Below are 17,833 nucleotides of genomic sequence, written 5' to 3' on the forward strand. Positions count from 1 at the left end.
TTTAAACCTCGGATTTTATTTTATGGATTATATTCACCTTGTAAAAATGGCTGAGAAAGAACGCTTTCAAGCCTTAACACAAAAAGATTATAAAAAATTTGAAAGCTTATGTGATCCAGAACTGATCTATGTGCATAGTAGTGCTAAAATAGATCATCTTTCTAGCTATATGCAAAAATTAGAAAGTCAGTATTATATTTATAAAACAATTGATTATAATATTGAAAATATTGTCGAGTTTTCAGATAACCTTTTAACTTTTGCAATATTTGAAGCTGAACTGCTTTTACAAGGTAAACCTGTTAAATTAAAAAATCGCACACTGTCGATATGGAAAAAAACCAAAGATAGTGTTGTTCTTTTTGCTTATCAACCGACGCCTATAAAATAAATCAAAGGGGGGAAAATCCCCTCTTGATTCTAAAACCTTTAAAAATTCATCGTATAAGTGGTAAAGAATCTATTCTCAATGTAATCACCTTTAAGATCATTTTTATAATTTAAGTTTAGCCACTGAAAACCAAGTCCTTTAAATCGTCCTTCATTCATACGATAATTCATAATGATATCAAATTCACTTTCATCAAATCCTTTTTGACCATTGATCATATAGTTTTGGCCATCTACATAACGGAGTAAAAGATTTAAACCTGGTAATGCCCAACTTGCATCATGATTAAAGGTAACATGATATGAAAGTTCATTTGCCTTATTGAATGTACCTTGTGTCCAGTTAATATAACTGAGGACAGGAACGGCACCATCTAACATTGGAAAATTACTATCTCCTTCAATTTTTTGTATGCCCAAACCAATAGTATTTGGCCCGTAACTAATCTCGTGAAGTAGCCCAATATATTGGTTATCAATATCACCAAGCAGTTCAACACCTGTTTCTTCTGTATAATAATATCTAAATTTAGTATTGAATCTAAATTGTTCAATACTATTTTTATAGTTCAGTCCTATAGAGTATTGATTATATAAATCTTCTAATTCACTCACAAAAATCTGAGTCTGTAATTTATTATCGAAAGCTTTGTGCTTTAAATCAATATAAGCCAATCCATCAGATTCTTTTTTGTTGACAGAAATTTTTCTAAAATCTTCTTCATTTCGTGGTGAATATTTATCTAAATAGCCAATATCCACATTTAACTGTTTATTCAATTGACCAGAATATAATAGACCTTGATAAATAGTGATCAGTTGCCGACTATAATCTGTAGTCGCCAGTGGCGTATCTACCCATTGTTCTCCCCAAGTGACTTTGTGATTTTTATGCTGTACACCCATTGACCCAGCTACTTTATTATAGCTTGAAGCCTGTTTTTGTGTATTTACATCAAAAGGTAAAATCATGTCATTTAAATGCTTATCTTCGCTCAAACGTCTCGCATATTGTACCGATCCAGTAAAAAGCAACTTTGTGTCATCTGATAATGCATATTGAGTATTACCACGTGCAATAACACTTTGACTCCAGCTTCCAGTAATTGGTTTAGTCTGTTCATCAGGATCACGATTTGCGTATAAGTTTTTCAGGGTTACATCAATATTGACATCTTTTGCAAAGACATAGTTACCCGTTGCAGCCATGGCACAAGCCAATGGCACAATATAAAGTGTTTTTTTCATCATTAATCCATTAATTTATAGTATGTTTTTTACCGTTCTAAATCCCACATGACTTATACCTAAATCAATTTCTTGCGGGTGTCTGGCTGAAGCTCGATATCGCTGACAATAGTTCACTGCACAAAGGAATGATCCTCCTTTGATGGTGTAACGATTAAATGTTTGGGCTTGATTCGTATTAAGTTGTTGCATGCCCATGTGATCATCATGCGTCCCTTTAAATGGACTATTTGTGTATTCCCAAACATTTCCAATCATGTCGAATAAACCAAAACCATTGGCTTTGAAACATCCTACAGGTGCAACATCGGTAAAACCGTCTTTATTTTCATTTTGATATGGAAACTCTCCTTGCCAAATATTCGCATCAACATGTTCGCTATCGGCATGAGTTTCATTTATTTTACTAAAACCTTTAGCTGCATATTCCCATTGCTCTTCAGTTGGTAAATCTCGACCTAACCAGTTTGCATAAGCTAACGCATCTTTCAGTGTAATCATCCGGACAGGTTCATTTGCCTGAGTTTTCCGTTCGACATTTTCTCCCCAAGGCTGCTTCCAGTTTGCTCCTTTGACTAAACTCCACCATGCCAATTCTGATACTGGCTGTGTCGGTTGATAAAATACAGCTGCTTCACCCTGCTTTTCCGCTTCAGTCACATAACCTGTTTCGTTTACAAAACTTTGAAACTGTGCATTAGTAACTTCTGTCGCATCGATCCAGAAGTCACTGACTGTACGCTCACTTTTATAAAGTGCTTGCTCTTCTGGGTAGCTTTTATTGTTCCCAATATTGAACGTTCCACCATGAATTTTGACCATACCTGCCTGAGGGTCTTTTCGCCAATCATGAGGAAGTCCCAAATATTGTTTACATTGAGCTAAACTTCCTAACTTCGGTGAAGTTTTTACGTGTTCCTGCTTTGGAGGAGCACCACAGGCTGCTAGAAAAATACTCCCCAACAGCACTACACTATGAAAACTCTTCATGCCAACATCTCTTAGACAACCAGCAAAATGATATTTTCTAGTGAATACAAGATGAGCCCATCACCAGTAGATGATCAATCAACATTGATAAGCTCGTACCTTGATTCAATAAAAAACTACTTTTGGTTTCTATATGGGTTATTGCTTAGATAATTTTTTTAAGAACTCAGGTTGAATACACTTATCGTAGAAGCAGTTCATTTGACCATATTTATAACGAACAGGAGCCTCCACCACACCAACACGCTGTGCGTAATCCGCCCAATCTTTTGCTAACTCTTGCAATTTTGTTGGATTTTGAGATGACAAATTCTTCAAGAATGATGGATCAATTTTTCGATTATAAAGTTCCCATTCACCAGTGCCATAAGGTGGTGCTTGATATTGAACAGCCCAATCGCCCTTATACAAAGCTCTGCGTGTATTAAATTCCCACCCTAATGCACGTTCTGGTAATGCTCTTCCCTTAAATGCAGATAAGAATGAACGACCTTCCATTTTTAATAATGGGTTACCTTTATAACTTTCAGGTCTTTGAGCACCTGTCAGCTCAAGTATTGTTGGGACAAAGTCGATCACATGAATCGTTTCAGGTTGAATCTGTCCAGATTTAATTTCGCTTGGATAGCGAATAATGGCTGGAACATGAATTCCACCATTTGACAAAATACTTTTGAAATAAGGCAGTGGCGTTGATGCAACCTGCGCCCATTGAGGCCCAAGTGTTACATAAGAACCTTTTTTACCCATATTTTCTGGGCTGTTATCAAATGTGGTATCTACCCATTCACGAATACCATTTTTGTCTTCAGTGGTGCCTAATGATTCTGGTGTGGCAGACTCTGCACCATTATCAGACATAAATAAAATCAAAGTATTATCAAGTTCACCACTACGTTTGAGATAATCAATCACACGACCAATATTGTGATCCATGTTATCAATCATCGCTGCATAAATTTGCATGGTCTTCACTTGATCTTTTTTCTGTACCTCGGTTAACTTATCCCAAGCTGGGAATGCATCTGCCAACGGGTTATTAACCTTGGTTCCTTTTGGCATAATGCCTAATTTGATCATACGCTCTAAGCGTGTTTGACGAATTTTTTCATAGCCATCTTTGTAGTATCCATCATATTTCTTTAAATATTGATCTGGTGCTTGTAAAGGCCAGTGTGGTGCAGTAAAAGCCAAATATCCAAAGAATGGTTGACCTTTTTTACGGTCATTTTCCATATAGGAAATCATTTTACTGGTAAAGAAGTCACTTGAATAAAATTCTTTTGGTAAAGTTGCCTCCTGACCATCTTCAAAATATCGTGCTTTATAATTTCCAGGGAACATTTGGCTAGCATCCATATGTGCAGCACCTCCTGGCATGAGTGTAAATGAGCGATCGAAGCCACGCGCTTTTGCATGGCTATCTTCCGTTGCACCCAAATGCCATTTACCTGTAACGAATGATACATATCCCTGCGTTTTTAAAATTTCAGCTAGGGTAATAACACGATTATTCAAACGACCTTCATAACCTGATTTACCTTTCTGTTCTGGTTGTAAATATTCTGCCATCGTACCAAAGCCAGCTTGGTGACTATCGTTACCTGTCAACAACATTGAACGTGTCACTGAGCAAGTAGGACCCGTATGAAAATTAGTTAAAATAGCACCTTCTTTAGCCAATTTTTTAATATTCGGGGTAGAAATCTCACCACCAAAAGGTTCTGTATCAGAAAACCCAAGATCGTCAGCCACAATCACCAAAACATTGGGCTTTTTAATGTCAGCTGCAAACGCCAAAGACGAAACAAGTATTGTCGGTATAAATAATGCGAGTATAAGTTTCTTCATAACCATTGAATTTTCCTTAATTTAGTTAAATTAAATGTCATCCTAAACATGTCTAAATTAATCTAGTTCCATCGCTTAAAAAATCATCTTTGATCAACTTCAGTGTTCACGAATTCAGAACAATTATTTAAAATAGATATCTTGATTAATTTGTTCATTTTCAACTTTAATTAAACTTTGACCTTTACATGGTCCATCGATACATAAACCTGTTTCTATATCAAAAAGTGCTGAATGGTGTGCGCACATGATCACTTGATTTTGGTAAATTGAAAATTGCCCTGAACGATAATCAAGCTGTACTAAAAAATGAGGGCAAACATTTTCATAACTGTAAAACTTCCCATCTTTGCGAATAATCACAATGCTTTTGTCTATTTTTAACGGATGATTGACTTTTAAGACCTGTTGATCTGAAAAATCATCGACCTCACAAAGCTTGATTCGTGTCGACATCATCATTCCCCTTGACTGAGAACAAAGTCATATTCGATTAAGTTATAGTTTTGATTGAAGGTAAATTGAGTCTGATCTTCCACGCTGGAACACTGTTGCTGAAAACCAACAATTAACCGATCTTTGACGCCAAATACGGCATCAGCATTCAAATATTCATCATCCTGAATAAATAAGTGAGTGACCAAAGGTTGATACCCTTCAGCTGTGATCATGAAATGAATATGTGCAGGCCGCCAAAAATGACGTTTGGAATAATTTAAAAGTTCACCTACTGTTCCATCAGAAGGAATCTGATAACTGACTGGTAAAATAGATTTAAATGCATATTCACCCTGCATCTGACTGATAAATGCACCACGTAAGTTGGAGATTGCTTGCAGAGGATCTTGCCCCGAATACATGCCATTTTCTGCTGTTTGCCATACTTCTATTTTGGCACCCACGATTGCTTCACCCTGCTGATTTAAAATTTTCCCTTTAACCAGCAGGGGAATTTCATCACCAATATTTTCCTCACTAATACTTTCTGCATAGTTGCGGATCGGCATATTGGCAATAAAAAATGGACCAAAAACAGTACTCGGTGTTTGTGCTAGATTTTTGCTATGGTTAATTTCATCCACCAACATAGATACGCCAAGTACATCTGAAAGTAAAATATATTCTTGACGCTGGTCATGACAAAGTTGCCCTGTTCGCGTCAAGAAATCTATTGCCACTTCCCACTCTGATTGGGTTAATTCCACCTCATTGATATATTGATGAATCGCTTTAACTAATTTTTGGATTAACATTTTAGAACGTGGATTTTGAATCTGTTCAAAACTATTTATTGCACTCATCGTGACGTCATGCATATCAAAACTCCATTTTGATCAAGCAAATTATCTCGGCTCTAAACCGAGATAAGCCCGTTGAAGAAGTGTTTCCAATTCATCTCTTTCATAACTTCTCGGATTGTAATATGGACTTTCACAGGTAATGCGAGCCACTTCGCTTGGACCGTCTTCTGGTAACCCAATATCTTTTAAAGCCAATGGAATACCCAGTTGTTGATTAAGTTTATAAATCAGTTGTCCAACTTGTTCATGACTTTGCCCACCGAGTGCCTGAGCAAGTTGATCCATGGCTTGGATATCTGCATTGCGGTTATAATGTGCTGAATATGCCAAAGTAATAGCATGTGCCTGTGCATGGGGTAGATTATAAGTTCCACCCAAGGTATGACAAAGTTTGTGATGAATTGCCATGCCAACTGAACCCAAACAAATCCCAGCAAGCCAAGCACCATAAGTGGCTTGCTTACGCGCTTCGATATCTTGTGAGTTTTTCACAATTTTTGGCAAAGCCTGACTAAGTGACTTAATCGACTCAATTGCCATCATGCTAATAATCGGATTTTTATCCTGTGCATACAGTGCCTCAACCGCATGTGCCATTGCATTCATTCCTGAACTTGCGGAAATACCAGCAGGTAAAGTCAGACTTAATTCAGGGTCATAAATCACGACTTTAGGAAGTACTTTGATATCTTTGCCTGTTTTTTTGAGATTATTTTCAGTCAAACCATAGACTGTGGTCATCTCACTACCTGCATAAGTCGTTGGAATAGCGACAATTGGAATTCCAGTTTTTAATGCGATCGCCTTAGCAAGTCCAATCGTCGAACCACCACCCAAAGCCAAACAACAGTCAATATTCTTTTTGGTTGCAAACTGAATCGCTTCATCAGCAACACCGGTTGGAACATGCATCACTGCATGTGGGTAAACACCCACAGCCAATTCACCCAACTGCTTTGCCATCATTAAGCCTGTTTCTTCTTGTTCTGGTGTTGTAATCACCAGAACTGAAGAAAAGCCATTGTCGACTAAAATACTTTTGGTCTTTTGCGATTCTGCATTTCCAAAATAAACATTGATTGGGAGTGCTTTATAATGAAAATTTTGCATTTCATTCCCCTCGTTGAAAGTGCGGCGGTATTATGGCATCAACATTGACCCATACCGATTTAACTTCGGTATAGTCATGGATCGCCTCAAAGCCCATTTCACGCCCATAACCTGACTTGCCTACACCACCAAATGGGCTACCTGGATTGACACGTTTATAGCTATTGATCCAGCACATGCCAGCTTTGATTTTCTTAGCAAATAAATGTGCACGTTGTAGATTGTTTGTCCATAAACCACTTCCCAAGCCGTATTCAGTCCCATTGGCGATTTGTAATGCTTCGGCATCATCCTTAAAACGAATAGCAGTAACAAAAGGACCGAAAACTTCTTCTTGCGCAACACGATCATCTACTTTTGCTTCAACGATAGTTGGCATGACGAAATATCCATTTTTCAAACGAGCATCTTGCGGCGCAGTACCACCGAGCAAAATTTTCCCACCTTGCTCCACTGCAATTTTGGCGTATGCCAAAACTTTGTCACGATGTAATTCTGATGTTAAAGGCCCCATTTCTGTATTCGGATCTAAAGGATCACCTAAACGAATAGATTGTGCTAAAGCAACGAACTTCTCTAAAAATTGATCTGCAATTTCTTCATGTAATACCAAACGCGAACCCGCAATACATGCTTGTCCCTGATTATGGAAAATTGCCCAAGCCGCACCATTTACAGCGGCATCAAGATTGGCATCTTCAAAAACAATATTTGCCCCTTTACCACCCAGTTCAAGCTGTACACGTTTCAAGTTGCCTGAAGAGGCATTGACAATACTGCGCCCTGTTTGTGTTGAACCTGTAAAAGAGATTTTTCCAATATCAGGATGATCAGCTAAGCGTTGACCTGCGGTATGACCATAACCAGGAACAATATTCACCACCCCATCAGGAAAGCCGGCTTTTTTAATCAATTCAGCGATTTTAAGGGTGGATAATGGTGTAATTTCTGAAGGCTTCATCACCACAACATTACCTGCTGCAAGTGCTGGACCAAGTTTCCAACTGGTAAACATCAGTGGGAAGTTCCATGGCACAATTTGACCAACCACGCCAATCGGCTCACGTGTGGTATAGTTTAAAAAACCTTGTTCAACGGGAATCACATTGCCTTCAATCTTGTCAGCAATACCACCAAAATAACGGAAACATGCTGCTGTACGCGGTACATCTAAACGGCGTGAATCCTTGATTGGATGCCCAGTATCCAAAGATTCAAGCTGAGCCAATTCTTCTGAATTTTCTTCAATCAAATCAGCCAATCTCAATAATAAACGACCGCGTTCTGCTGCTGGTGTTTCCGCCCATGCAGGAAAAGCTTTTTGTGCGGCTTGCACTGCAACATCCACATCTTCTGCTTCTGCTGCAGCAATTTTGGTAATTACTTCACCTGTTGCTGGATTGAGTACATCAATCGTTCCACCATTTTTGGCAGGAACAAATTCACCATTGATAAAAAGTTGTGTATTTACTTTCATCAGATCCAATACCTTTTGTTCAGGTACAACTGTCCCATCAACACGTAATTGCTTATTCATATTTAAAAACCTTTTGAATAGGGCTAAATCTACTTCACAGTTCAACTTAGCCCGAGAACATGTGCTTAGAATGACACTGGATAAGGTGGTAACTCACCAGATGCATATTTTTCTGGTAAATCAGGTGTTGCATTTTCCCAAACTAAAAGCATCGAACGTTTTGTTGAATAGCCTTGATGACGAATATTGGCAGGCATTGCACAGATATCACCTGCTTTCATGAGAATACGTGCAAAAGGTTTTCCATCATTTTTATCAGCAATATCCCATGTAATTTCATCAGAAATTTGCATAAACCATTCCACACGGTCATTGCCATGGAAAATAGGTAAAATATATTCTTCTGTGGTTGGACAGAATAAGCTCGCCTTACAAACTGAAGTCACTGACGGATTCCACGTCACATCTGAACGAGACATATATTTAAACAAATTAAATGCGCTGAGTTCACCTTCAAATCCAGGCTCACAATGCACTAAAGGCTCGTCTTGATCTACATCTGCAAACTGGCGATTGACTGGTAAATCATCACGTAATGGCGAATCTCCTGTCATACCTGGCATGCGCTTGGTTGCAATACGATAACGATCAATCGCTTCAATATTTTCACCATTTTTTCGACCGAACGCGCTACCAGTTTCTTCCGGTGCTGCAAATGGATCAAAATCTGCATTTACCCAATCATGTAAAATGGCTTTAAATGTTGCCATGATTTTTGGTGTTTCAAAATTTTCAACGTAGTCCACACCAGCAGCATTGAGTACACCATTAAATGTACCGGCATACATATCGACGCTACCGTAGTGATTTTGAGTTCCAATCACATGATCGAAGTTGACCCAACCGTAGAAGACCCCCCAAGCAACATCACGCATAACTGCTCTTAAAAATGCATCGACAGACATTAAGTGTGAGTGCTCACTCCCTTTTGCAGTCCATGTAATCTTGGCAAAATACTCATCACGACTAAGCAGGAAATTGCCAAGTTTAAATGTGATATACCCTGTAGTTTCATTTTTCCCAATGATTTCAACTTGCTCACTTGCAAATGTATTTTGTGCAGAGTTCATCCCTAATCTCCTATTACTTCAAACAAATTTCTGACCATTTCTCGACAGAAAGTGGTCCTTTAATTGTGTGTAAAATCAGCGTTGCTGGCTTTTGACTATTGAAACGATAGGCTGTGCCGACAGGCAGAATGGCTTGATGGCCTTTTTTTAGCACCACATAACCCATGGGTTTACCTTTCGGTTGATCACCTGCAGCCTGAGTCCCTTCGATTGAAGTATCTATTGCTTGTTCCAGTTTTAAAAATTCAACACGAACCTCACAATCCATTGAAATGACAAATTCATCGTGTGCACAACAGAACCACTCTGAAATACCTTCTGCACGAATTGATTCGATCACATATTTTTGATTAATCCCTACAACCGTTTTTTCATAAGGCTCCGCTAGACTCGCAACTTCAAACACATTAGAAAATACATAATGTGATGGTTTGCCTTGAATCATTTCAATTGAACCTTTTTCGAAATTATCTATACTTCCGAATTTTGTTGTATATGTATTCATCCTATTTCCTCAATCGTCCTCATGACACAATTAAAAATTAAGTCATACCACAGTCGATAACAATGGACGTTTTATCGACAAGACTGTTCGGTCTAATCGAACAAAAAAGTCCAAAAAAGCAAATTATACTTTTTGTCAACTCGCAGGAATCGCGAGTTAAACACTTCGCGAATGACAAGGAATACAAAATGCAAAAACAATGGGACACGTCTTACGAATGGAAGATCGTACTTTTACTCACACTCGGATTTGGTTTAGTCGGATTAGATCGCTGGATCATTGCCCCTCTTCTTCCGTCCATCATGAAAGATCTTTCTTTAAACTATCAAGATGTCGGTTTAATTTTTGGTGCTCTAGGTGTTACCTGGGGTGTTTTCGCAATCTTTGCTGGTCGGCTTTCAGATAAAATTGGTCATCGTAAAATCCTCATTCTTTCTTTGGTTGTTTTCTCACTCGCATCTGGATTTTCTGGTGCTGCCATGGGGCTAACCAGTTTGATTCTTATACGTGCGCTCATGGGTGTTTCAGAAGGTGCCTTTTGTCCGACCAGTTTTGCAGCAACTGCTGTAGCAGCAAAACCATCACGTAGAGGAATGCTACAAGGACTACAACAGAGTGGATTTGCTTTATTTGGTTTAGGATTAGGACCCATTATTGCGACGCAATTAATGCTTGTTCTTCCTTCATGGCGTGAAGTTTTCTGGGTCGTGGCTATTCCTGGTTTTATTCTTGCAGTATTTCTCTTTTTTGTTTTACGTGAACCTGAACAAACGCAAGGTGGACAATTACTTATTTTAGAGAAACAAACTCAGAATCAAGAAAAAGTGAATTGGATTGCTGTATTAAAAAACCGTAATATTTTACTCAGTATGATTGGATTATTTTGCACAATGTCTTGTGTATTTGTCATCAGTGCAATGCTACCACTTTACCTAGAGAATCACCTTAAATTGAATGTACAGGACATGGGAATCATTGTATCTGCAATTGGTTTTGGTGGCTTTTTAGGACAATTCTTGATCCCATCATTCTCTGACTGGATTGGCCGTCGTGCAGCATCAATCTTAAGTTTCATTGGCTCAACCATCTTTATTCTTTTATTCTCAAATGCAGCACCTTCGTTACTTGGTCTATTCAGTTTATTATTTATTTTGTCCTTTTTCAGTTTAGGATTGATTGCACTTCTTTCTGGACCGATTGCGGCAGAATCTGCGCCCGCGGGTTTAGTTGCATCTTCAATCGGCTTAGTCGTCGGTGCTGGAGAAATATTTGGTGGAGGTATTGCGCCAGTCCTATCGGGAATAGTCGCAGAACGTTATGGTATTCAAAATATTTTTTATTTGAGCTTAGTCGGTACAAGTATTGGTGTAGTCATCAGTTTCTTTATTAAAGAAACAGCTCCTCGTAAAATACAGCGTATTGAATGATTTGAAATTAAACTCCCCATAGTAGTGAACTTGAACTGATAAGAAAGCATCTACTAGTGAGTATTGCCAGTTAATTAAGCTAAATTATTGGATAAAAATTCATAAAACACCCTCCTTTAAAAAAGGAGGGCTGATAATGCTTCAAAATTCTTTACTAAGCCACCTTGATTCATAGTGGGTGATTTTGCGTTCCTATCATATTAAATTATTTATCTTTTAAATATATTTACACCTTTTATTTTTATATTTTCTTTCCTCTTTAAATAAGGAGAGCAACAACTTTGTTTTATATACAATCAATTAGTTTTAGGCAATTTAGTTCCCTATTAAAATTTCGTTGGGTATAAAAAATTAGAAGCTATACTAGATTAACAAGGTGCTAACCTATGAAAATAAAGCGAACCAATTGTAAATTAAACAAGAAAACTCAATTAAAATTTCGAGTATTTTCGTGCTCGATCTGACTGCAAGAGCAGCTGCTGATTTATTAGAAATTCATCATAATTCGGCTACGCTGTTCATTACTAAAATTCGTAAAATTATTGCTTATTATTTAGAGATAAAAGCTCTCGAAATATTTGATGGTGAGATTAAGTTAGATGAAAGCTATTTTGGCTGCACTTCTAAGGGTAAGCCTTGTCGTGGTGCCACGAATAAAATGATAGTTTTTGGATTATTAAAGCGTAATGGCGTGGCCTATACCGTTGTTATTCGAGATACTAAATCAAGTACCTTAATGTCTGTAATTGCAAAGAAAATAACACCTGATAGCATCGTCTATACTGATCAATGGCGTAGTTACAATGCTCTAGATGATGCGGGGTTCTGCCATCATAGAATTAATTGTTCTAATCGCTTTGCAAATGGGAAAAATCATATTAATGGAATCGAAAATTTTTGGAATCAAGCGAAAAGAATACTGCGAAAATATAATAGTATTCCGAAAGAATCATTTCCCTTGTTTTTGAAAAAATGCTAGTTTTTAGAATAAAGAATTTATTTAAAATAATTCATAGCTTTCCTTATTATTAAGCCATGATTTTAAAGGAGTTTAATGAATGACATTGACAAATAATCAGTTTTTTTATTTATCCATTTTCTTTATTCTTATCATTTATTTAACTATTGAGAATGCACATGCTGAAGGGAATTGTCCTTCAGGCTATTATCCAATAGGTGGGCAAGGTGCTCAAGGTTGCGCACCTATTCCAGGTGGAGGAAGTGGTGGATATACGAATCAAAATCCAACTTTGTACCCTATGATTGAAACATTATGGGGTGCAATTGCAGAAGATAAAAGTAAAGGCTTAAAAGGGCGTCCAATTGGTTTTACAAGAAATTTTAAATCTAAAGATGAGGCACAAACAAAAGCATTAAAAGCGTGTCAACAGGATGGCGGACAAAAATGTGAAGTATCTAAAACATATTCTAATCGCTGTGTTGCTATAGCTGATCCAATTAATGATGGTCAAAAATCAAAAATTTTACTTGATTTTTCAGAGGATGGGGCTAAAAAAGGTGCATTAGTGTTTTGTTTAAGTGAAAATTTACAACCTTGTCGTATTGTATATTCTGGTTGTAGTCTCGGATATTAGCACTAACAAAAACATAATTTACTGGTTCACACCGCAAATGATGATTTTGCCTTTATTAATCTGCATAAAGGTAAAACAACAATATGCCAGAAACACTACTTGGACTTTTAAAACACGACAATTTTTTTATTGCAGGATCTTTTTTCAGTAATTTGGCTTATTAACTCGAATTATGGGTATTGAGCTCTATATGTAATTAAAAAATAAATGATAATTGATCTATTCCATTTCTTGATTTCAACGTATTCGTCATGTTTTTCCGATGTATCATTAAGATGATTAAAATATGAGCTATACCCAATTTCCATAAAGAAAATCAATAAGTAATACATTTTGAAATACAAGTTCCAAAAAGGAACTTTATTAGATATTATAAACTTTGAAAAATATTGGATAACCAAAATGAAAAAAATTGCTCACCAAATTCTACGAAAGCCATTTTTTGGAAGATTCGAAGTACCTTGGATTTGGCCTCAAGCTATTTCTAAAGAAGACTGGGAGGCTGTCACTATTCCCTTAACTGACCAGCAAACACTCGCTGGTTATTGGAAAAGTGCACCAGCGGCAAAAGCAACTTTAGTACTTGCTCATCCAATGGGAAAAGCGGCTAAAGCATTTTGGCTCCGTTACGGACATGCGGATCTATTTTTAAAAAATGGCTATAACGTACTTATTTATGATGCTAATGGTTTTGGAGAAAGTGAAGGATTCTCATTTGACTATCCCAATGATGTATATCATGCAGGGATATATGCTCAAAAGCGAACACCCGAATTAAATGTAGGTTTAATTGGTGCGTCATTTGGTGCAGCTTGGGGACTATGCTCATTAGCAAAAGATGGACACCCATATAAAATTGCAGTATTTGAAGGCGCATTTCCGACATTACCAGAGTTTTGGAAACATTATCCAGTCGCTCATGCAATGCTCAAGGTATCAAATACACTGCTACCTAAGCTTAATCAGGAACTCAATCCGTTAGCAAAATCTACACAGGTAAAATATCAACCACCCATCTTATTAATGTATGGAGAAAAAGATATTTATACCCCACCCGAGTTTGGCCACCGGCTTAAAGTAGGGCTCGACCATGTAACAAAAGTAGAAATTAAAATCTTCGCGGATGCAGAACATACTTATATTTACCGAGATTTCCCTGAACAATATTCAGAATGCGTAATACCCTTTTTAAAGCGGCATTTTGCTTAGAAACGGTTTTGTTGCACAAACCTATCTCTAAGGCTTATTCAGCAATATGATTCTTAGGTGAATAAGCCTGCAGCTAAAATCTATAGAAAAATATTTTGTCCATTTTGGAATGGCTCTGGATGTCGCTATTCGCTGAGATCGCGATCAATACAATAGCAGCCAAATGTTGCGTAGCGTCGTCAATGGACTTGAATAGTCATCAGCTACAATTTCGAATAGTTCCAAAATTGTGCCAAAGAAAAAGGGAATCAAACTATTCATTTGATTCCCTTTAAGATATTTGGCGGAAGCGGTTATAGCCACATTTAAGGTATAAATATTTAATATATAAAATATTTTATATTTAATTTTTTTACTGCTATTTTTACTTCATTATAATTTCTTTGTATCTATCTATTTCAAAACCAAGACTTGTTTACCTTAGCTGATTAGAGTTCGATACTATTTCTATATCGTATCAATTTTCAAACTCGTAATAATTCCCCCCTTACGCGAAGTTTACATTGAAAAACTTTGGGACTGTCCAAGTCAAACCTTATAAGCTAATGAGGCTTTAAGCAAAGCTCTGTTAATATATGCAAAGAAAGTCGGAATAGAGATTTGATCATCAAAAAGCATTGAATCGCTGTATCGGAATAGGTTTGATTTCGTCCATGCTTTCCTTGCGAATAAGCATAGTATGGAGTCTTAGTATCAAACCAAATTGACATATTTCCACGATTTGTTAAAGCACGATTATATGAGGACCAATTAGTTGTACGAAAGAGTTTTGGCGCAGGCTTCTTTATTCGAAAATTATATTGCTAAAGAAGACTTTAAGAATAAGTTTGTTCAATAAAGCTGGTTTAAGTCTGTAATAGTAAAAATTACAGGCCTAGGATAAAGCAATTGTTAAGTTTTGGCTGTGGATTTAGATGCACTCGCGTCAAATGAATCACTTTTTCAGGCACTCCAAGAAATGTCATTAGGAAAGAATTATGTACTGTTTTAGCAATTCAGAATGAGTTACTTTAAAAGAATATAAATGTAGTCTGCTGAGCCAATGTCATTTGTTATATACTTACTAATGAACAGTTTTAGTAAAATTCTAAAGATAGCTTCTAACATTATAGGCTTAATTTTGTATGAATAATAAATTAATTAAGACAATATCGCTTGCTTCTCTTTTATATTCACACGTAATCTTTGCAGAGATTCCTAAAGAATTACTTTATCAAGTACCTCAAAATATTGATTCAGCACAACTCGCAACAATTGAAGGTTTTCAAAATACAAGTACGCCATTTAAGTTTGTAAATGCCCGTATTTATATTAATCAAATCAATGGCAAAGCCACATTAAACCAATCAAAAGACTGGAATAAAACCTATTCCATTCTACCCACACAGACAACTGTTCGCTTCACCTCTGATGCTCAGCAATTATTTTCTTCAGGTGAGCTCAATTTTACTGCTCAAACAGGGCAAAAATATCAAATCAAAACCAATCAAGCGGATAAAAACAGCCATAAACAAGGCATTCAGTTTTGGATTGAAGATTTAACAACGGGTGAGGTGATAACAGAAAAGCAATTTGCTCATACAGTAGCAAATCAACCTCAACAAATTTATATGCCTGTCATTATTAATAAATAAAGGGATTGAATATGCATCTATTTTTTAAAATCTCAATTCTAAGTGTACCGATCATTTTCATTGGTTGTATTAGTACACCCAAGAGTAAACCAGCTATTGAATACTATTCTCCACCTCAAGCACCATCACAAACAGCAACCATCATTGGTGATCTCTATGATCGTAAATATTTAGCAGACACGATTGCTTTTGTCTTTGCAGTAGATAAAAAGAAAGTAGAGAATGGCTACCATCAGCTCAAAGAGCCTTTAATTCTGCAAGCTGGTGAACATGATTTACAAATTTGGTGTGGTCGAGGTGCATTTAACTATACAAATTTAGTCAAAGTACATATTCAGCCAAATAAAAGTTACCAAGTCGGCTATGAATTAAATCCAAATAAACAACAAGGTTGTGTGTTTTGGGTTAATGATTTAGAAGCAAAAAAACCTGTGACTGAACTTGTTAATGGTGTAGAGTTATGGCGAGCGGACCCTATTACGTATCAACCAATTCAGGAGTTCCTCGAACCAAGACCTAATGCGACTCAAGGATATACAGTACCTATTACCATTATCAATAAGATGGGAACTCGTTAAAAATTATTGGGGCAGCTTATCATCATGATGAACTGCCCATATTTTCAGAAGTCTATAAATAAAAAATCTAAAAATTTCAATTAATTTGATATCATGAAATGGAAGTATTTTATTTATTGCAAGTACCCTTTTCTGCCAGTTTCAATTTCTGGATAGCTTTCTGACCTTCTGCATTATCAACCAATTTTAGCCCTGCTCCAGCGACCACCAGACCAGGTCTCATATACTGTTTAATATAATAATTCTCTCCGCTCTTGGCTTGAAGTTTAAGGTCATTAGGTGAAAATTCTGATTCAGTTGAAATGGTATACTCCTGATCGCCTGAAACTTCCTCATGAAAGAAAACATTTGGTGCTGTTTCACCAATGCAGTTACCATTGATTTTGATATCTTTTTTAAGTGCACCACCAAACCCACCAGTACGGTAAATATATAATCCAGATTTACCTTGTTCAGGTTGCTTAAATTGTTTAGCTGATGCTGTTAGTTCCTGATTAGCAACAGGTACAGACGCACATCCTGTAAAAAGAAATGTTGTTGCAAATATAGCGAATAACGTTTTATTCATTTTTGTACTCTACTTAGTTAAAAAATCATAATTTGAATGCTTATTTAATTAAAGTGGTTCTGTATTTGGCATACATTCATAGGCTTTTTTAATTGTATCAAATGCATTCGTCGTAACTTTATGATCCCAATAGACTATTTTGAGCCAAGTAGCAGCATAACTATAAAGTCCCATACGCAGCCATGGCTCCTCCATATATCGACTGAGCATTTTGCCACCACACTCAGCAAGTTCTAAAGGAGTATATTTCGGTTCTAAATGATTTAGACATAATAAATATCCATACTCTCGAGGTGTTAATTTACGCTTAATAGAGATTTCTTTTTTTCCATGATATTGCTCAAAACGATCTATACCTGCTTGATATTGCTCACATTGCACACACAATTGCATAAAATCATCTAAAAAATCTGTTTTAAGGGACCTTTTCGGATAAATATTAATATTTGGATCATCAAATTTTGACCAAAATTGAAAAGACTTTTCCCACTCTTCCTCAGCATTAACTGTATTAGACAACCATAGTGCTAATGCTTTGTTCTTAATTAATTGAGAGTGATAAAATGTTAGACTATCACCTTGACCAAAAATCTCTTTTTTTTCAATTGCTATATCAAGCCATCTATGTATTGTAGGTAGATAAATATCAACATCTTTTTTTATATCAACTAAGTACCCGGATATAACTTGATCTAGTAAATAAATAGCTGAATTTCCTAGAGGAAATGGCTCAGAACTTGTCGTCATATGATGCATGTAACCTAAAGTAAACTCAAAAAAGACCACTTTATTTCTTTTTGGATCAAACATTTAAAATCTC

Annotated in this window: 17 protein-coding genes and 2 pseudogenes; 7 read left to right on the forward strand and 12 right to left on the reverse strand. The window is 36.6% G+C overall.

Features of this window, described 5'->3' with window-relative positions:
• Positions 1-22 precede the first annotated feature (22 nt).
• Positions 23-391 (forward strand): nuclear transport factor 2 family protein, encoded by a 369-nt coding sequence (locus F981_RS19745; RefSeq protein WP_004724845.1) that lies wholly within the window; start codon positions 23-25, stop codon positions 389-391.
• A gap of 38 nt (positions 392-429) precedes the next feature.
• Here the strand turns inward: F981_RS19745 and F981_RS19750 are convergent, their stop codons facing one another.
• From F981_RS19750 to F981_RS19790, 9 genes are all read right to left on the reverse strand, one after another.
• Entirely contained in the window at positions 430-1,638 is a 1,209-nt protein-coding gene (locus F981_RS19750) for an OprD family outer membrane porin (RefSeq protein ID WP_004724847.1), read from the reverse strand.
• A 15-nt stretch (positions 1,639-1,653) separates the two neighbouring features.
• The gene (locus F981_RS19755; RefSeq protein ID WP_004724849.1) at positions 1,654-2,628 is read right to left on the reverse strand and encodes a formylglycine-generating enzyme family protein; all 975 of its coding nucleotides are present in this window, start codon (positions 2,626-2,628) and stop codon (positions 1,654-1,656) included.
• Between the two features lie 138 nt (positions 2,629-2,766).
• Positions 2,767-4,485, reverse strand: a complete 1,719-nt coding sequence (locus F981_RS19760; RefSeq protein ID WP_004724850.1) for an arylsulfatase — start codon at positions 4,483-4,485, stop codon at positions 2,767-2,769.
• A 117-nt stretch (positions 4,486-4,602) separates the two neighbouring features.
• The gene (locus tag F981_RS19765) at positions 4,603-4,935 is read right to left on the reverse strand and encodes a Rieske (2Fe-2S) protein (protein WP_016539591.1); all 333 of its coding nucleotides are present in this window, start codon (positions 4,933-4,935) and stop codon (positions 4,603-4,605) included.
• A gap of 2 nt (positions 4,936-4,937) precedes the next feature.
• Positions 4,938-5,795, reverse strand: a complete 858-nt coding sequence (locus tag F981_RS19770) for a dioxygenase family protein (RefSeq protein ID WP_004724852.1) — start codon at positions 5,793-5,795, stop codon at positions 4,938-4,940.
• Positions 5,796-5,822: 27 nt separating this feature from the next.
• On the reverse strand, positions 5,823-6,890 hold the full coding sequence (locus tag F981_RS19775; RefSeq protein ID WP_004724853.1) for a maleylacetate reductase: 1,068 nt from the start codon (positions 6,888-6,890) through the stop codon (positions 5,823-5,825).
• Position 6,891: 1 nt separating this feature from the next.
• A complete protein-coding gene (locus F981_RS19780; RefSeq protein WP_004724855.1) occupies positions 6,892-8,427 on the reverse strand; it encodes an aldehyde dehydrogenase family protein in 1,536 nt (511 codons plus the stop codon).
• 65 nt (positions 8,428-8,492) lie between these two features.
• Positions 8,493-9,497 (reverse strand): hypothetical protein, encoded by a 1,005-nt coding sequence (locus tag F981_RS19785; RefSeq protein ID WP_004724856.1) that lies wholly within the window; start codon positions 9,495-9,497, stop codon positions 8,493-8,495.
• 13 nt (positions 9,498-9,510) lie between these two features.
• Positions 9,511-10,002: a cupin domain-containing protein gene (locus tag F981_RS19790; RefSeq protein ID WP_004724858.1), complete on the reverse strand. Its 492-nt coding sequence runs from the start codon at positions 10,000-10,002 to the stop codon at positions 9,511-9,513.
• Positions 10,003-10,190: 188 nt separating this feature from the next.
• On the opposite strand from F981_RS19790, the gene F981_RS19795 reads away from it, so the two are divergent.
• The 4 genes and pseudogenes from F981_RS19795 to F981_RS19810 all read left to right on the forward strand — a co-directional run bounded on the left by F981_RS19795 (position 10,191) and on the right by F981_RS19810 (position 14,233).
• On the forward strand, positions 10,191-11,429 hold the full coding sequence (locus tag F981_RS19795) for an MFS transporter (RefSeq protein WP_004724861.1): 1,239 nt from the start codon (positions 10,191-10,193) through the stop codon (positions 11,427-11,429).
• Positions 11,430-11,815: 386 nt separating this feature from the next.
• A pseudogene (locus F981_RS19800) lies at positions 11,816-12,405 on the forward strand (IS1595 family transposase); the annotation flags it as partial.
• A gap of 82 nt (positions 12,406-12,487) precedes the next feature.
• Positions 12,488-13,024: a DUF4189 domain-containing protein gene (locus tag F981_RS19805; RefSeq protein ID WP_004724864.1), complete on the forward strand. Its 537-nt coding sequence runs from the start codon at positions 12,488-12,490 to the stop codon at positions 13,022-13,024.
• 402 nt (positions 13,025-13,426) lie between these two features.
• Positions 13,427-14,233: an alpha/beta hydrolase gene (locus F981_RS19810; protein WP_004724865.1), complete on the forward strand. Its 807-nt coding sequence runs from the start codon at positions 13,427-13,429 to the stop codon at positions 14,231-14,233.
• A gap of 566 nt (positions 14,234-14,799) precedes the next feature.
• On the opposite strand, the pseudogene F981_RS23470 reads toward F981_RS19810, so the two are convergent.
• Positions 14,800-15,021, reverse strand: a pseudogene (locus F981_RS23470) (transposase); the annotation flags it as partial.
• A 336-nt stretch (positions 15,022-15,357) separates the two neighbouring features.
• On the opposite strand from F981_RS23470, the gene F981_RS19815 reads away from it, so the two are divergent.
• Both F981_RS19815 and F981_RS19820 read left to right on the forward strand, forming a co-directional pair.
• Positions 15,358-15,867, forward strand: coding sequence for a hypothetical protein (locus F981_RS19815; RefSeq protein ID WP_004724866.1), 510 nt, complete (start codon positions 15,358-15,360; stop codon positions 15,865-15,867).
• 11 nt (positions 15,868-15,878) lie between these two features.
• On the forward strand, positions 15,879-16,445 hold the full coding sequence (locus F981_RS19820; protein WP_004724868.1) for a hypothetical protein: 567 nt from the start codon (positions 15,879-15,881) through the stop codon (positions 16,443-16,445).
• A gap of 109 nt (positions 16,446-16,554) precedes the next feature.
• Here the strand turns inward: F981_RS19820 and F981_RS19825 are convergent, their stop codons facing one another.
• Positions 16,555-17,013 (reverse strand): DUF2846 domain-containing protein, encoded by a 459-nt coding sequence (locus F981_RS19825; RefSeq protein ID WP_004724873.1) that lies wholly within the window; start codon positions 17,011-17,013, stop codon positions 16,555-16,557.
• A gap of 48 nt (positions 17,014-17,061) precedes the next feature.
• Positions 17,062-17,823, reverse strand: a complete 762-nt coding sequence (locus tag F981_RS19830) for a hypothetical protein (protein WP_004724874.1) — start codon at positions 17,821-17,823, stop codon at positions 17,062-17,064.
• Positions 17,824-17,833 lie beyond the last annotated feature (10 nt).

It is taken from the genome of Acinetobacter guillouiae CIP 63.46 (assembly GCF_000368145.1).
In the GTDB taxonomy this organism is placed as follows: domain Bacteria; phylum Pseudomonadota; class Gammaproteobacteria; order Pseudomonadales; family Moraxellaceae; genus Acinetobacter; species Acinetobacter guillouiae.

Coding starts and splice junctions, on each gene's coding strand:
- F981_RS19775 (WP_004724853.1), bottom strand. CDS start 6,890: ATGCAAAATTTTCATTATAAAGCACTCCCAATCAATGTTTATTTTGGA.
- F981_RS19760 (WP_004724850.1), bottom strand. CDS start 4,485: ATGGTTATGAAGAAACTTATACTCGCATTATTTATACCGACAATACTT.
- F981_RS19790 (WP_004724858.1), bottom strand. CDS start 10,002: ATGAATACATATACAACAAAATTCGGAAGTATAGATAATTTCGAAAAA.
- F981_RS19780 (WP_004724855.1), bottom strand. CDS start 8,427: ATGAATAAGCAATTACGTGTTGATGGGACAGTTGTACCTGAACAAAAG.
- F981_RS19810 (WP_004724865.1), top strand. CDS start 13,427: ATGAAAAAAATTGCTCACCAAATTCTACGAAAGCCATTTTTTGGAAGA.
- F981_RS19825 (WP_004724873.1), bottom strand. CDS start 17,013: ATGAATAAAACGTTATTCGCTATATTTGCAACAACATTTCTTTTTACA.
- F981_RS19830 (WP_004724874.1), bottom strand. CDS start 17,823: ATGTTTGATCCAAAAAGAAATAAAGTGGTCTTTTTTGAGTTTACTTTA.
- F981_RS19815 (WP_004724866.1), top strand. CDS start 15,358: ATGAATAATAAATTAATTAAGACAATATCGCTTGCTTCTCTTTTATAT.
- F981_RS19770 (WP_004724852.1), bottom strand. CDS start 5,795: ATGCATGACGTCACGATGAGTGCAATAAATAGTTTTGAACAGATTCAA.
- F981_RS19795 (WP_004724861.1), top strand. CDS start 10,191: ATGCAAAAACAATGGGACACGTCTTACGAATGGAAGATCGTACTTTTA.
- F981_RS19785 (WP_004724856.1), bottom strand. CDS start 9,497: ATGAACTCTGCACAAAATACATTTGCAAGTGAGCAAGTTGAAATCATT.
- F981_RS19820 (WP_004724868.1), top strand. CDS start 15,879: ATGCATCTATTTTTTAAAATCTCAATTCTAAGTGTACCGATCATTTTC.
- F981_RS19765 (WP_016539591.1), bottom strand. CDS start 4,935: ATGTCGACACGAATCAAGCTTTGTGAGGTCGATGATTTTTCAGATCAA.
- F981_RS19755 (WP_004724849.1), bottom strand. CDS start 2,628: ATGAAGAGTTTTCATAGTGTAGTGCTGTTGGGGAGTATTTTTCTAGCA.
- F981_RS19750 (WP_004724847.1), bottom strand. CDS start 1,638: ATGAAAAAAACACTTTATATTGTGCCATTGGCTTGTGCCATGGCTGCA.
- F981_RS19805 (WP_004724864.1), top strand. CDS start 12,488: ATGACATTGACAAATAATCAGTTTTTTTATTTATCCATTTTCTTTATT.
- F981_RS19745 (WP_004724845.1), top strand. CDS start 23: ATGGATTATATTCACCTTGTAAAAATGGCTGAGAAAGAACGCTTTCAA.